Raw genomic sequence first — 15163 nt, forward strand, 5'->3', positions numbered from 1 at the left:
ACCACCCATGTAGACTCTCAGGATGAGTGACGTCAGAAGATAGAACTGCTGGTGTAATGAGTGAGTAACTCCAGCGCCTTCTGGCCCAGCACCGAGTTACCATAACTATCCAGTTCCGGCGACCACACCGCCACGGAGAAATAGCCAGGCAGCACCGCCACAATACCTCCGCCCACACCGCTCTTAGCCGGCAATCCCACCTGATAAGCAAAGTTACCAGCGGCGTCGTAAAGCCCACAGGTCAGCATCAGTGCGTTGACTCGCTTGTCCATGCGTTCGCCATGAAACTGAGTGCGGAAACTGGATTTGCCTTTATTGGCCAGACTCTCGGTGGCCCGCGCCAGATCAAGACAGCTCATGGTCATGGAGCACTGCTTGTAATAGCTGTCGAGCACCACATCCACTTCACCTTCCAAGTTGCCCAGCGCCTTGAGCAAGTTGGCGATGGCGGCGTTGCGATAACCCGTGCGCGCTTCCGCCGCATAGACTTCCGGGTCGTACCGGTTGAACATATTACCGGAAAGCGACGCCATGAATTGCTCCAGCCGTTTCACCGGCGACGCGCTGTGATTAACGATGGTGTCGGTCACCACAATGGCGCCGGCGTTGATAAAAGGATTGCGCGGAATGCCGTTTTCATTCTCCAGCTGCAACAACGAGTTGAAGCGCATACCGGAAGGTTCGCGTCCCACCCGCTTCCACAAGTCATCGCCCACAATATCCAGGGCCAGCATGAGGGCGAACAGTTTGGAGATACTCTGAATGGAAAAAGGCGTGGAGGCCTGGCCAACCGTGAACTCATCGCCATCGACAAAGCGAATCGCCATACCGAACTGGCGCGGATTCACCCTCGACAGCGGAGGAATATAATCCGCCGTCTTACCTACGCCATACAAAGGCGTCACCTCAGAATAAATACGCTCAAGCAATGCAGGGAGTTCGGACTTCTGTAACTTCATGGACTCAGCAATGTCAGGTTAATGTGCCGGGCCGAAAAATATAGGCGCCGTCGCCAGCCCAGACAATGCGCGGATGTACGCAGTGCCGGGCGCTTAACTTATGCTAGGTCCCAGGCTGAGTCATTGCCAGTCCCTGGCGGCAAATCCTATCAGTTAAACTTTTTGGTCTTGCTGCTCCGTCTGTACTGCAACGTCTGCTGTAGACGGCTTGGGCGGTTCTGCAAAGTGAAGTCTGGCGCCATGCAAGGTCTTCTCTTTGCCCGTTGACCCGTATTTAGAGTCAGACAATATTTCCGTCTGATTGCCCGAATAAGAAGAAAGCCTGGATGTTTCCGCTAGATAGCTTTCTTTGATGTCGCCGATAGCGCCCAGCCAGCCATATGAGGTATCGGAACCGGCGCGCTGCGTCGCCACTGCGTCCTGGTTATAAAATATATCTGACTCGATTTTGACGCCCTTTGTCTCCAAGTGAGCTTTCAGAGAGACAGTGAACGCTTCCAGGCGCCCTTTACAACCATCACAGGGCCCCTCGTTGCCATGAAACTCCAAGCGAACGACATCTCCCTTTTCTAAATTGCCGCTGCCAATAATCTTGCTCTTCACCAGATCTTGCATCTGCGACAGCATCAACGCCTCAGCGTCTTGTTTGGAGACATTAGCTTCAAATGAGGGAGTGTTGGGGGCGTTATTCCCTTTATGAATATCTCCTCGTCCCGTTCCCCAGGCATCCTCTTTTGTGAGCGCCGTATTACCCTTAACCTGATCTTTGGTGTAAGTCTTGGCCGGACTATCCGACGAACCGCCAGCATCCCACATTTTAGTTTTGGTCTGCCCCCGTTCAGAAATCTTCTCCATGACTTGCGTATGAGCAACCGACTTCTGCAGTTCCGCGCCATTTCTAATGACGCTGACTCTGCCTTGCGACGTTATTCCCACGCCCTGGGAATGAGATTTTTCCAAATGACTCAGTTCCATCGAGTCTGAACGGCGCAGAGTGGGTAAAAGGTTATTCAGCGAGGTTTGACTCATTGACCCGGCATTATCCGGAGCCGTGTTGGCGCTGGGTTGCGAGGCGCTCAAGCCGGCATAAGGGTGTGAGGCCTTTGTAGTGGCGTGAGTTACTACTTCCGGAGTCGCCCCGGTTTGGGTCTGAACAGATTGCGTTGAATGACTGACTTGCATAGCTTTACGCCTCCAGAACGCTTAAAAACGTTGGTAAAACATGGGTGGCTTATGCTCTGGCGCAGCCGTTTCCGCAAAAAAGTTATCCTGAAGCTCCTTATAGCTGTGGGTCGCATAGGTAATGAAATTATTCAGGATATTGGCGAACAGATCCCTGTCTAGAAATGCGACGGGAAAACTGTACTGCAGATATATCCGGTCCTCCCGGGTATCCAGACTAAATACGGCGCCGAGATTGTTATGAAAGTAGAAGTTCCCTTCCAGCAGATGCTGCTGCAATTCCCGACGCTGATCATTCAGTTTAGGCATGAACTGCATTGGACTGGCGATAAACACCAGAGCGCTGTGCTCAGGAGCTTCAATTAGAAATTTAACGCCTTCAGAGTTTTCAAAAGCGCATATTCCATTTTCATTCAGTTTCAGAAACGACAGATTCAACTGGCTGGCGAGATCTGACAGTAATGCGTTGACGGTTTCCCAGGTAGACATAGTAGTGATCCTGTAGGTTGTATGAATATGAAGATCAAGAAATTCAGGTGACAGTCTTAGCGGCTGTCATTGCGACTTTCTTGTGTTCTTCTCCCACGGTAGGTCCATCTACAACGCACATGATTGGAAGCACATGCGGACTAATAACCAGTAAGAAACATCTTGCAGGGCAAAGTTGCGCGCTTGAAAACGCGATGGAAAGATGACAGGCAGCTTGAATCGCTATCTCAATTTATCGATTGAAAAATGAAAGAAAAAAGGAGTCCGGAATAACTCCGGGCTCCTTTTGAGAGTGACACACAGTTCGCACTGGGTGATTAAGATCAATCGACGTTATTAATATGGCAATGATATTGGCATGTTAATAACTAGGCGCATGGATGCGCCTGCGCGGCGGCTAGCCTCGGGAGACAGGGCCTGACCTGTGCAGGCCCTGTCGTTGCAGTCAAATAGAAGGAAGCTATTTGACTGCCTGATTAATAAGTACCGAGTCGGCGACTCCCTGTGGCGTTTCCGCGTAGTGCGAGAACGTCATGGAGAAGCTGGCTCGTCCTGCTGTCATAGTGCGCAGGTCGCCGATATAGCCGAACATTTCCGCCAGCGGCGCTGCCGCGTTGATGACGCAGGCGTCGCCTCGGTCCGCCTGGTCGAGGATCGAACCGCGACGTCGCATGAGGTCGCCAATACAGTCGCCGACGTGGTCGCGAGGCGTCACAATCTCAACCGCCATCACGGGCTCCAACAGTCTGGGCGCCGCCTGCGCCATGGCTTCCTTGAAGGCTTCCCGTCCGGCAACGCTGAACGCCAGCTGCGACGAATCCTGCGCGTGGTAGGAGCCGTCCAGCAACACCGCCTTGAAGCCGCCACTGGGATAACCGCCCAATACGCCAGAGCGCGCAGCCTGTCTGACGCCATCTTCCACAGCGGGAATATATTCCCGTGGGATGGCGGCGCCGACGATCTGGCTTTCAAACTCAATGCCGTCGCCGTCGATGGGTTCGAAGCGCATGCGCACTTCCGCGAACTGACCGGGTCCGCCTTTTTGCTTCTTGTAGACATAGTCTACGTTCGCCGATTGTGTGATCGTCTCCCGATACGCCACTTGCGGACGTCCAACAGTCACAGCAATGTCAAAGTCCGTTTGTAGCCGATCCACCACAATTTCCAGATGCAGCTCGCCCATGCCTGACACCAGCGTTTCTCCCGCTGCGCCTGTACTCAAACGCAGGCTGGGATCTTCGCCGACAATGGCGCGCAAAGCTTCACCCAGACGATCCTGGTCCTGTCTGGATTTAGGCTCGATCACGATATCCATAACCGGTTCCGGCGCACTGATGCGCTCCAACACCAGAGGCGCTTCCGGGGCGCACAACGTATCACCGGTCTGCGTGTGCTTCATGCCAACCAGCGCCACGATATCGCCGGCGCCGATACGATCACGCGCCACTTTACGGTCGGCGTGCATTTCGTATATGCGGCCAATACGTTCATATTGACCGACATTGGCGTTCAACACCCTTGAGCCTGCTGCAAGCGACCCCCGATAAACCCGTGCATACGTCAAAGCGCCATGTTTATCGTTCACCACTTTAAAGGCCAATGCAGCAAATGCGCCTTCGATGTCCGCTTCCACAACCTGAGCGCCATCGACGGTTTCCACGCCTTTCACATCCTGCGGCGAAGGCAGATAGTCGACCACCGCGTCCAGCACCATCTGCACGCCTTTGTTCTTAAATGCAGACGCGCACAACACAGGAACGAATGCGCCACTGACAACGCCCTGACGAATCAGTCGTCGCAGATCATCCGTCTGTAAGGCGGCGCCATTGAACCAGCCTTCCAGGAGTTCATCATCCAGCTCAACCAGTGTTTCTTCCAGTTGCGCCCGATATTGCGCAGCCTGTTCCTGATACTCAGGCGTAATGTCTTCGGACGAATATTTCCAGCCGTCATCCGTGTTCCAGCGATGCAGGGTCATAGTCGTCAAATCGATCAAACCGACATAGATTTCTTCGATGAACACCGGCAAGTGAACCACCAGCGGTCTGGCGCCAAGCCGTTCGCGAATCATATTCGCCACGCGCAAATAATCAGCGCCGATGCGGTCCATTTTATTGACCAGACATATGCGCGGCACGCCATACTGATCCGCCAATCGCCAGTTGGTTTCCGATTGCGGCTCAACGCCGGCGACGGAGTCGAAAACCACCACCGCGCCGTCCAGTACGCGCAACGAGCGATTCACTTCGATGTTGAAATCGATGTGACCAGGCGTATCAATAATATTGATGCGATGATCCCGCCAGCCCACTGTAACCGCCGCGCTGGCGATAGTGATGCCTCGTTGGCGTTCCTGAACCATGTGATCGGTGACGGTCCCGCCATGATGCACTTCGCCCATGCTGTGCAGGGCGCCAGTGAAGTGCAGCAACCTTTCGGTCAGGGTGGTTTTGCCTGCGTCAACGTGAGCGATGATGCCGATATTTCTTAACTTTTGAAGTTTCATAACAAACCTCTGAAAACCTGAAATCCTTCTTCCGGACAGGCTTTTCTGAGTACGCCCGGAAGTGTTTACTCCCAGGGCGCAAGAGGCGTCATGGGAGCGTTAAGTTGTTTCCCGGTCTTTTGGCGTTCCACGCATACCCTGAAGAGAGGCAGGATAAACAAGCGTGGAAAAAGTGGAAGCACCAAGGGATAGGCGCGAGAACTCCGGCCCTTGGGCTGGGACTATTGCTGCGATGTACTTGTCGTAAGTTCTCATAACGAAACCATTTCTTGGCGATGTTGAGTATGCGTCCGAACTTTTTCGGAACCGAAAACGAAAAAACCCCGGGAGGCGGAGGCCTACCGGGGTCTTTTCATACTGCAACCGGAGGCCTATACGCCCCCGCCAGCTTTAGCGAAGGCTATGACTTCAATACCAAAATGCACGCGCTGTCGCGAGCGATAGTGATCGCTCCGACACGGCCGCTGATGTTGGTAGTGGTGAATGTCATAACCTTGCTCTTCAGATAAATTCGTTTAGTGGGCGCGGATATTAACAAGCCTTTGTTTAGTATTCAATCAGCTTTTATCGAGAATATTGCAGCGCCCAGAAACGCAAAAAACGGAGCCGGAAGACCGACTCCGCCGCAGGACAGGATTATTGCGCTGCGTTGGCCCTAACTTCGTCGAAAGTCCATTCCTTCATCAGGTCGCCATTGCGGAAGACGGTAACCAGTTGATCTTCCCGATTGCCCAGATCCTGCCGGCGCACTGTCTGAAAGCCGCCATCCAGATCTTTAACCAGCGCCAGAAGTCCTTTCTTAGAACGCTTGCCCTGATCGGTGATGGGGTCTTTGTAAACATCTCTCCAGATGCCTTTCACGCATATCGCAGACGCTTTCATGGCGAACTTCAACGTATCCCGGTTCACCTTCTGCAGCAGCTCTCCACCCATGCCGAAAGCAATATTTTCAGCGCTTTGCTTGCGCGCTTTCATCGCCGCCAGAATAGCTTCGATCGTGTGTAAAGAGATGCCGTCGCCTTGAATCACCCGGATGCACGCCGGCAATACCCGATATCCTTTGCTGTTGACGGTGAAGCCGAATTTCCGCATCAGTCGTTCGATAGTTTCGGTCACAATCGCTACAGGATCGCCACTGTCAGGACGCACCACCAAGGTGCCGCCGCTGCGCTCAATCTTGGTTTTCAACGCTTCGCCCCAGAGGTTGTCGATAGCGTTCCACAAGTCATAAGAGTCGCTGACTACCGCCACCAGTTTGCCGGGCTCGGCGAACTGCTCCAGCATGTTGGCGTAGGCGTCCACTTCCGCTTCTTTGCCCCAGCTGGTAATGGTGCTGTGCTCCGCCGCAGGGATTGAAAAGCCCGCCATATCAGCGCCGTAGTAACGTCTCGCCGCCATAATGCCGCTAACAGTGTCAGTGCCCATGAAGTTCACCAAGTGAGCGGCCCCGCCAATCGCTGCGGTTTCTTCAGAACTCGCGCCGCGAGCGCCAAAGTCGTGCAGTTTAAATGGCAATCCTTCGATAGTGTCCGCCGTTTCTTCCAGGTAACGCTTGATGATGTTGCGGCAGCTCCAGGATACGGTGGCGACCGTGGTCGGATACCAAACCGCTCTCAACAAAGCCGTTTCCACATAGCTGGTCAACCAGGCGCAGTTGCGGTCAGTGTTGATCACCTGCACCATCACGTTTTTCACATCCATGACAGTCCCTTCCGGCGCAGCCTGGATTTCTATCGGCAGATAACCCTCGTGTTTATCCAGAATATAGCGCCAGCCTTCTTCATTGAAGGGAACGCCGTGGGCTTGATACACCAGCTTGGCTTCTTCGATATCGTCCGCGGTAATCGGCTTGGTCAGGTACTCTTTGATGAACATCTGCAGACCGAAGAACACTGCTTTTTCAAACGCGCCGCCGCGTGATTCGATGTAGCTGGAAACCTGCGTGGCGCCAGCTGGGTACTGCAGGTAGTGAGAGGTTTTATAAGAATCTACGTTTAAGATAATGCTGTTTTTCATGACGGAAATCCTCCGGTCAATGTTTGGGTAAAGGGTGTTGCGGTCTATCCGCGTCCCTCGTTTGTCTTAATAATTTTCCGGTTAGATGCCGGTCATTTCCTGAATGATGAAGTAGTGATCTTCATATAATTTGCCTGGGTCCAGTTCCGCCAGCGGCACCCACATGGCCTGTCTGGCGTCATCGCCGCCTTTCACTTTCGGCAGCTCGCTGCTTGGCTCCAGCTCAATGTGAAATGCATGAGTGATAGTGCGTCCTCTGGCTGAACGATGAGGATCATCGAACACTTGCTGCGCCTTGATTGAGCCCCTCAACACCGGCGCTGGCACTTTCAGTCGGGTTTCCTCCCGCAACTCTCTCAGGCATGCATCCAGTAATTTTTCATTCTGATCTACGAAGCCTCCCGGTAACGCTAACAACCCTTTACCGGGACGCGATTTGCGCTCCACCAGCAGCACATGTCCGCTTTGCACGATAACTGCATCGACCGTTACGAAAGTGGGCGCGTAGGGCGCTGCGCTCCAGGCGCGTTTGTACTTGGCGATGAAATCATGTTCGTATTTGATTTCCTCATAGTCTTCGCTGAGACAGAATTTCGCCAGTTTCTCCCGCACCGCCGCTGGCAGCGCCAGATCTGCGTCACTGCTTTCCAGGTAATTCATACCGCCGCGACGATCCGTCTGGTTAACGCCGAAAATCGCTTCTCTTACCGGCGTGGCGCTGATACCGTCCACATTCTCAACTTCAACGCTTCCCCATTGAGGGAACAGCTTCAGGTAGAAAGAGCTGTGGTCCTTGCTGTGGCCAATCAAACCCACCTTGGCGGATTTGTGCGGCATACCGTGATGCGCGGTTACCAGCCCCTGAACCGTGGACTGTACGTTTCTGACCCAGATCTCATCGTTGTAGACAATGTCCATCAGCGGCGCGATATGTACGCGTTGGTTATCTTCTTTGCTGAGGGCGCTGCGCACCATGTCTTCGCGTTCGTTGACGCTCCAGGGGTTGCGTGTGGAGCGGGGCTGATGCGCCGATCCGCACAAGACAATCATTTGACGCGCTTTGCGCAGTCCCTGTTCAATCACCGCAAGGTGACCGCGATGAAAGGGTTGGAAACGTCCGATAAATACTAAAAAGTCGTATTCGAAATTTTGCATATCAGCAATCTCCTTGCTGTGGTTGACGGGAACCCGGTCTTTCCAGGTCCGCTTAAAACTTTTTCTCCGTGGATTCATGAGTCCCATGAACCCTGTCGATGGATATATAGTGGCATAATGACACTAAGTGGTCAAGCGCTATTTTCAGACACCCTCTAAAGCATTTGTAACCTGCCTGATGCGCGCTTCAACATCGCCCTTCAGCAGCGCGTACTCTATGTTTCTGCGCTCCAGCTCCGCGATGATCTCCTGCTGGAAATCCGTGCGATTCACCTCCCCTGAGCGATCCCAGGTATCCTCATAGGGGATGTCGTCGTCGCACAGAAACACATGGTCATAGCGCTGCGTCGCGGCATCCGCCAGACACTCCAGTTCCGGCAATGCGAAGCCATGATAGTAATGAGCGAAATGCCGCGTCGTCAGCGCATTGGTGTCCACGAACAAGTAGCGATCACTATCCAGCAAAAGTTTTTCTTCGCGCTCCAGATGGCCTTGTGCGATTTCCACCAGCTGCTCGGGAGCCAGACGTCGCTCAATCTGATTTTCCTCCCAGTATTCCCGTCCGTACTCCGGCATCCATTGCGTATTAAAGCGCGCCGCCATCGCCTGCGCTAACGTGGTTTTACCGGTAGACGGGGCTCCCAAAAACACCACTTTCTTTACCAGGTCCCGGTACACCAGCGGATGCACCCAGTCTCTGGCGGCGAAGGGATTTTTGCGCACCTGAGTAGCGGAGATGGGTACAATCTTTCTGGCTTCATCCACTCGACAGTCCTGCGCGTTGAGATAACGACTGACATGATCGCCATAAAATTCACTGGAGAAGAAATGGGTCACCCGCCTGCCAGCCAGACATTGCCCAATGTAGTCCTCCTGCAGCCGACATATCTCCGGCGTATCTCCCACTTCCTGGGGTCCATCCGGGGCCAGAATTACCTCTGCGTCCGGGTAAAGCGCTTTAATCCAGGACGCCCGCCGTTCCAGTGGAACCTCTATGACATCCGGGCAGTCATAGATCATCACCAGCAGGTGATCCACCTGCTCCAGTGCTTGTTCGATCATATACTGATGACCTTTATGCAGCGGCGCGAACTTCCCTAACGTCAGACCAACCTTGCGCGGCGCATCATACTCAGGCTTTCGCATAGTCCGCCTTTATCTCCAGCGTCTGGGTTTGATAACGACGCAGCCATACAAGCAGACCCGCACTCGCCATGACCAGGAAAGTCGCATACAAAACGGTGGTGGGATACAGACCTTTCTGCCAATACACGCCAATGGCGACGATGTCCACGGCAATCCAGAAGCCCCAGTTGATCAGCTGGCGTCTGGATAGCAGCCATTGCGCCACCAGACTGGCGACCGTGGTGAATGCATCCGGATAAGGGAGTGAGGCGTCGGTATAGGTGGACATGACATAACCCAGAGCAAAACTGCCGATAACGGCGACCGCCACCCACAGCAGCGTCATCGTTGGCGGGGTGGGCAACACCACTAAATCATCGTCGCGCCCCCTACCCTGCAGCCAATACCACCAGCCATAAAACTGCATCACCACATAAATGCCATGGAGTATGAAGTCGGAATACAGCTTGGCGTCATAAAACACGATCATGTACAGCGCCACCTGCACCAGCCCGACAGGCCAGCACCAGATATTGCGCCGGATGATCAGGAAAACGCAGATAAAGCCCGCCAGGGAGGCGATGATTTCGATAGCGGAGCCGCCGAAAAAGCCGACCAAAAAGGATTGTATTTCCATGGTATTACTCTGGAGTTTGGATATGCTTTTATGAATAGATTAAGGGCGTCAGTTTTGACACCTCTGTTCTAGGTCGCTAATATTAGTGGCCTAATGCCACTAATATTAGTATGTTTTTCAGGTTATGCAAGATCACGCCTCAGAAAAAGACTTTCTCGCCGCTTACAACATTCATGACTACGAAGTGCCTCTCACTTCCGTGGACATGGCGATATTCAAGCTCAGGGAGCAGCAACTCGAAGTGTTGCTGGTGAAGCGCTCGCAACACCCCGCCAAAGATACGTGGGCGCTGCCGGGAGGCTTTATTGATCTGCAAAAAGACAATGTCCTTGAAGACACCGCTCATCGGAAGTTAGTGGAAAAAACCGGGGTAAAAAGCCCCTATCTGGAGCAGGTCGCCACCTTCGGCGGTAAGCAAAGGGACCCTCGCGGCTGGTCAGTGACAGTGGTGTACTTCGCCCTGGTCGCCCATGAGGAGATCGATGTCGACCCCAAAGGCGCCAAAGAGGAAACACACTGGGTTCCAGTAACCGAAGCCCTGCGCGACTATAGACTGGCGTTTGATCACAACGAGATTCTGCGCCTGTGCCGCGAACGGCTGACCAGCAAGGTGCAATACACAGCGCTGCCGATTCACTTGCTGCCTGAGGAGTTTACACTGACGGAGCTGCAGAAAGTATTCGAAGTGATTCTGGGCAACGAGGTAGAGAAAAAATCCTTCCGTCGCCGCATCCTGGATGCGGATATTCTGGAGGAAAGCGGCGCCATGCGCACCGGCAGCAACCGACCTGCAAAACTGTATCGACTCAAGCGCGGCGTGGAGAATCATTTTTTCCCCAGAACCATCGAAGGACCGCGCAGTTAACGTCGGAGAGATGTAATGACTGAGAAGAAAACCATTAACTTTTACCTGGCCAACGGCGAATACGGATGCTTTTCCAATTTCTCCCGCGATCCGGTTTACTTGAAAGACAAGCGCTGGCCTACGTGCGAACATTATTTTCAGGCGCAGAAATTCGCAGGCACTGAACACGAAGAAGCCGTGCGCATGGCGTCAAAACCCATGGAGGCCGCCAATATGGGACGTGAACGCACGCGCCCTTTGCGGCCGGATTGGGAAGCAGTCAAAGACGACATCATGCGCGAAGCGGTCATGGCCAAATTCGTTCAGCATGAAAAGCTGACTTCTATACTGTTGGAAACCGGCGACGCCGAGTTGGTCGAGCATACCGCCAATGACCGTTACTGGGCGGATGGCGGCGACGGTAGCGGCCTGAATATGCTGGGTAAAATTCTGATGGAAGTGCGCGAAGCCATTCGACAAGGTAAGAGCAAATATGAAAACGGTCACTTTATTTAGACCCACAGGCCCGAATGAGCTGGCGCTGGTGGAAGCCAGCGGTTTTAAGCGCTGGCCGCCGCGTTTACCGGAACAACCCATTTTCTACCCGGTTTGCAACGAGGACTACGCCCGTCAAATCGCCCGGGACTGGAACGTCAAAGACTCCGGCGTGGGTTACGTCACCCGTTTCGACGTGGATGCGGAATACCTCAGCCAATTCGACGTCAAAGTCGTCGGCGGTAAGGAACATGCCGAATACTGGATTCCAGCGGAGCAACTGGAAGAATTCAACGATCATATCATCGGCGATATTGAAGTCATCGCCACGTATAGAGACGAATAGACAAAAAACCTACCATGCGAATCCACTACGGGCGTTCTTGCAGGCTCGTCATTTTATATAAATGTTTGTTAAAGGTAGTGAGTTCGCATGTTGGTAAAGGAAAGCCTGATAGTCAAAGAGCTTGGGAGCACCTATTTTGAGCGGGGCGTAAAATATTTTAAGCAACGACGCGTCACTCTGGTGGAATATGGCGAAGATCACTCCACAGCAACAGTGCGGGGTTCTGGTAACAGTGTTTACCAGGTCTTGGTAACACTTGAAAATGACGCCTATGGCCTGAGAATAGAAGGGGAATGCTCATGCCCTATTGGCTATAACTGTAAACACGTTGCAGCCACACTGCTCGCCGTGAATGAAAAAAGCCAGATTCCAGCGCAAAAAGATACTTGGTCTGACCATAACTCGTCTCACCACCCAGATGTAACGCTGGACCTTGACGTCAGGCGCTGGCTTGACCAGTTGGTCGACACAGCAACAGAGGAAGCAACTCCCGATAGCGCTAATCAGGTTAGTGTGCTCTATTTGCTGAAGCACAACCAAATGAACGGCAATGTCTGCGTCAACGTTATCCAGGCGCGCACTCTAAAGTCCGGCGAATACTCCACAAAAACCCAGCGTTACAATATTAGCGCGGCCTTTAACCAGAGTAAGCCAGCCGCCTTCCTGACCAAAGCTGACCTGGCGATCTTCAAACGCCTGTTATGGTCGCAATGGGGCTCTGACCTACCGTTAACGGAAGAAAGCGGAGCTGACGCCCTTCAGCGCATACTGGCGACGGGACGCGCGTACTGGGAAACCCCACAAGGACCAAAGTTATTCAAAGGCGCGCCAGCGCAGGCGGAGTTTGAGTGGCGAGTGGATATGGAGGGCGAACAAACCCTGAAAATGGTCCCATCACATCTGATAATGGTCGCCACTGATCCGATCTACTGTATCAATACCCACACCGGAGAATGTGGCCAGCTGCATAGTGAACTGCCGCCGTCCATGCTGATGACGCTTAATCGCGCGCCCAGGTTATCCCCAGTGCAGGCGGGAAAAGTACGCTCGCTTCTGGAGCAACGACTCCCCGGCGCACGACTTCCCAAACCCAAAGAGATCGCCGTCGAGAAGGACAGCAAAGTCAAGCCGCAGGTTCATCTTAGCCTTGGGGCGGCAAGCCCTTCTCAAACTGGCTATTTTCCATATAGAACGAGTCAAGCCGATGTTCCCTACGCCAGGCTGGAGTTTTCCTATCACGATATCCGCGTATCTTATGACTCCGATATTCAGCAAGTGACAACGGTCAAAGACAATACCCATCTCATCATTCCCCGGGATTTTCTTGTTGAAGAAACAGCCCTGCGCAAACTAAGAACTCTGGATATGCGCCCGCTCAATACCATCGAAACCTATCCGCTCGTCGATGAGGCGCATCAAATGGACCTGAGCTTTGCAAGCGTCGGAGAGTGGCATGGGTTCGCCCAATACGGCATCCCCCTGTTAGAGAAACAGGGATGGAGTATTACCATTGAGGAGGACTTCCCCTTTCAGTACCTCAATACAGAGGCCGAAGAGCTCTCCTGGTATTCCAATCTCGATGAGAGCGACAGCGACTGGTTTGATTTCGACCTCGGCGTGGAAGTCAACGGCGAGCGCATTAACTTGTTACCTGTCCTCTACAACCTGATTAAAGACGCGCCGGAGGAGTGGGAGCTTCAGACACTGGCCGATTATCCCGGAGATAGCGATGTTCTGCTCCAGGTCGCCCCTGGCCGGTGGATCAAGCTGGATGTCGAGAGAGTCAGAAACCTGTTAGGCAGTCTCATCGAGCTGTACGACCATGATCCTCTGGTGAACGATAAATTCCGCCTGGAACGAGGACAGGTTGGCCAGCTTCTGCCGCTCAACGAGGCCATGGCTTCAGTCGGCCTGCGCTGGCTGGGCGCTGATAAACTGACGCGCTTGATTGATCGACTGAAACAGCAGGAGCAAATGAGCCATGTCTTCCCCCCCGACTGGTTCAACGCCACCCTCAGAGACTACCAACAAGAGGGACTGAACTGGCTTGGCTTCCTTAGAGAAATCGAAATGGGCGGCATCCTGGCGGATGACATGGGATTGGGCAAAACCATACAGACTCTCGCCCTGCTCTCGGTGGAAAAAGCCCAGGGGCGGATGGATCGGCCCTGCCTGATCGTCGCGCCCACCAGCTTAATGAGCAACTGGCGTAAGGAAGCGGAAAAGTTCGCACCAGAACTGAAAGTACTCGTTCTGCACGGCCCCCATCGCACCGAGCGTTTCGAACATATAGCCGACAACGACCTGGTTTTGACGACCTATCCGCTACTGCCGCGCGACAGCGAATATCTGCTAAAGCAGGATTACCATTATCTTATTTTGGATGAAGCGCAAACCATCAAGAATCCAAAGGCGCAGGCTACCCAACTGGTACACAGGCTACAGGCTCGACATCGGCTGTGTCTGACTGGGACGCCGATGGAAAATCATCTGGGCGAGCTGTGGTCGTTGTTTAACTTCCTCACGCCGGGGCTGCTTGGCGACGATAGAAAGTTCAAAACCCTGTTCCGCACTCCTATCGAAAAACAGGGCGATCTTGAACGGCAACGCTTGTTATCTAGACGCATCAAGCCGTTTATGTTGCGCCGCACTAAACAAGAGGTCGCGACGGAGCTGCCGGAGAAAACAGAAATACAACGTACTGTTTTGTTGGAAGGAAAACAGCGGGACCTTTATGAAAGTATTCGCGTCGCCATGGATAAGAAGATTCGTGACGCTATCGCCAAGAAGGGCGTTAAACGTTCTCATATAGAGATTCTGGACGCATTACTGAAGCTGCGCCAAGTCTGTTGCGACCCATCGCTGCTGAAACTGGACAGTGCGCGTAAAGTGAAAAACAGCGCCAAGCTGGAAACGCTGATGTCCATGTTGCCCAGCCTGCTTGAGGAAGGCCGCAAAATACTGTTGTTTTCCCAGTTCACTTCTATGCTTGGATTGATCGAAGCGCAACTGGACAAAGCCGGTATAGAGTACGTAAAACTGACAGGCGCGACAAAAGACAGAGATACGCCTGTCAGTCGCTTTCAAAGCGGAGAGGTCTCTTTGTTTCTGATTAGCCTTAAAGCAGGCGGCGTGGGTTTAAATCTAACCGCAGCGGATACCGTCATCCATTATGACCCCTGGTGGAATCCCGCCGTTGAAAACCAGGCGACCGACCGCGCCTACCGTATCGGCCAGGATAAGCCTGTGTTCGTTTACAAGTTGATCACCGAAGGAACCGTGGAAGAAAAAATCGTCGAATTACAAAAGCAGAAACAAGCGCTGGCGGATAATCTACTTGCAGACAAGGCTGAAAAGTTCACCTTCGATGAAGAAGAGCTGCGTAAGCTATTCGCCCCGGTTGAATAGG

Annotated in this window: 12 protein-coding genes; 4 read left to right on the forward strand and 8 right to left on the reverse strand. The window is 53.2% G+C overall.

Annotated elements, in window-relative coordinates:
- Positions 1–32: 32 nt before the first annotated feature.
- From EUZ85_RS02090 to pnuC, 8 genes are all read right to left on the reverse strand, one after another.
- Positions 33–959 (reverse strand): glutaminase, encoded by a 927-nt coding sequence (locus EUZ85_RS02090; protein ID WP_127974299.1) that lies wholly within the window; start codon positions 957–959, stop codon positions 33–35.
- Between the two features lie 153 nt (positions 960–1112).
- Positions 1113–2141, reverse strand: a complete 1029-nt coding sequence (locus EUZ85_RS02095; protein WP_127974300.1) for a hypothetical protein — start codon at positions 2139–2141, stop codon at positions 1113–1115.
- Positions 2142–2162: 21 nt separating this feature from the next.
- The gene (locus EUZ85_RS02100; protein WP_127974301.1) at positions 2163–2630 is read right to left on the reverse strand and encodes a type III secretion system chaperone; all 468 of its coding nucleotides are present in this window, start codon (positions 2628–2630) and stop codon (positions 2163–2165) included.
- Between the two features lie 460 nt (positions 2631–3090).
- Entirely contained in the window at positions 3091–5136 is a 2046-nt protein-coding gene (gene fusA / locus EUZ85_RS02105; RefSeq protein ID WP_127974302.1) for an elongation factor G, read from the reverse strand.
- A 636-nt stretch (positions 5137–5772) separates the two neighbouring features.
- Positions 5773–7152, reverse strand: a complete 1380-nt coding sequence (locus tag EUZ85_RS02110; RefSeq protein ID WP_127974303.1) for a nicotinate phosphoribosyltransferase — start codon at positions 7150–7152, stop codon at positions 5773–5775.
- An 81-nt stretch (positions 7153–7233) separates the two neighbouring features.
- On the reverse strand, positions 7234–8307 hold the full coding sequence (locus tag EUZ85_RS02115) for a bifunctional nicotinamide-nucleotide adenylyltransferase/Nudix hydroxylase (protein ID WP_127974304.1): 1074 nt from the start codon (positions 8305–8307) through the stop codon (positions 7234–7236).
- A 144-nt stretch (positions 8308–8451) separates the two neighbouring features.
- Positions 8452–9453, reverse strand: a complete 1002-nt coding sequence (locus EUZ85_RS02120) for an AAA family ATPase (protein WP_127974305.1) — start codon at positions 9451–9453, stop codon at positions 8452–8454.
- Positions 9440–10069 carry a nicotinamide riboside transporter PnuC gene (pnuC, locus tag EUZ85_RS02125; protein ID WP_127974306.1) on the reverse strand — a complete coding sequence of 210 codons (630 nt, stop codon included), beginning with the start codon at positions 10067–10069 and terminating at the stop codon, positions 9440–9442. Before pnuC ends, EUZ85_RS02120 begins: the two co-directional genes overlap by 14 nt.
- A 124-nt stretch (positions 10070–10193) precedes the next feature.
- Between pnuC and EUZ85_RS02130 the strand changes: the two genes are divergently transcribed.
- From EUZ85_RS02130 to EUZ85_RS02145, 4 genes are all read left to right on the forward strand, one after another.
- On the forward strand, positions 10194–10934 hold the full coding sequence (locus EUZ85_RS02130) for an NUDIX domain-containing protein (RefSeq protein ID WP_127974307.1): 741 nt from the start codon (positions 10194–10196) through the stop codon (positions 10932–10934).
- Between the two features lie 15 nt (positions 10935–10949).
- A complete protein-coding gene (locus tag EUZ85_RS02135) occupies positions 10950–11429 on the forward strand; it encodes an NADAR family protein (RefSeq protein ID WP_127974308.1) in 480 nt (159 codons plus the stop codon).
- Positions 11407–11754, forward strand: coding sequence for a hypothetical protein (locus tag EUZ85_RS02140; protein WP_127974309.1), 348 nt, complete (start codon positions 11407–11409; stop codon positions 11752–11754). Before EUZ85_RS02135 ends, EUZ85_RS02140 begins: the two co-directional genes overlap by 23 nt.
- 87 nt (positions 11755–11841) lie before the next feature.
- Positions 11842–15162, forward strand: a complete 3321-nt coding sequence (locus tag EUZ85_RS02145) for a DEAD/DEAH box helicase (protein WP_127974310.1) — start codon at positions 11842–11844, stop codon at positions 15160–15162.
- Position 15163 lies beyond the last annotated feature (1 nt).

This window comes from Hahella sp. KA22, assembly GCF_004135205.1.
Lineage (GTDB): Bacteria > Pseudomonadota > Gammaproteobacteria > Pseudomonadales > Oleiphilaceae > Hahella.

What these genes read in the sequence shown, in the direction of transcription:
- EUZ85_RS02145 (WP_127974310.1), top strand. Translation starts at nt 11,842, where the DNA reads ATGTTGGTAAAGGAAAGCCTGATAGTCAAAGAGCTTGGGAGCACCTAT.
- EUZ85_RS02110 (WP_127974303.1), bottom strand. Translation starts at nt 7,152, where the DNA reads ATGAAAAACAGCATTATCTTAAACGTAGATTCTTATAAAACCTCTCAC.
- EUZ85_RS02100 (WP_127974301.1), bottom strand. Translation starts at nt 2,630, where the DNA reads ATGTCTACCTGGGAAACCGTCAACGCATTACTGTCAGATCTCGCCAGC.
- EUZ85_RS02090 (WP_127974299.1), bottom strand. Translation starts at nt 959, where the DNA reads ATGAAGTTACAGAAGTCCGAACTCCCTGCATTGCTTGAGCGTATTTAT.
- EUZ85_RS02130 (WP_127974307.1), top strand. Translation starts at nt 10,194, where the DNA reads ATGCAAGATCACGCCTCAGAAAAAGACTTTCTCGCCGCTTACAACATT.
- fusA (WP_127974302.1), bottom strand. Translation starts at nt 5,136, where the DNA reads ATGAAACTTCAAAAGTTAAGAAATATCGGCATCATCGCTCACGTTGAC.
- pnuC (WP_127974306.1), bottom strand. Translation starts at nt 10,069, where the DNA reads ATGGAAATACAATCCTTTTTGGTCGGCTTTTTCGGCGGCTCCGCTATC.
- EUZ85_RS02095 (WP_127974300.1), bottom strand. Translation starts at nt 2,141, where the DNA reads ATGCAAGTCAGTCATTCAACGCAATCTGTTCAGACCCAAACCGGGGCG.
- EUZ85_RS02140 (WP_127974309.1), top strand. Translation starts at nt 11,407, where the DNA reads ATGAAAACGGTCACTTTATTTAGACCCACAGGCCCGAATGAGCTGGCG.
- EUZ85_RS02135 (WP_127974308.1), top strand. Translation starts at nt 10,950, where the DNA reads ATGACTGAGAAGAAAACCATTAACTTTTACCTGGCCAACGGCGAATAC.
- EUZ85_RS02120 (WP_127974305.1), bottom strand. Translation starts at nt 9,453, where the DNA reads ATGCGAAAGCCTGAGTATGATGCGCCGCGCAAGGTTGGTCTGACGTTA.
- EUZ85_RS02115 (WP_127974304.1), bottom strand. Translation starts at nt 8,307, where the DNA reads ATGCAAAATTTCGAATACGACTTTTTAGTATTTATCGGACGTTTCCAA.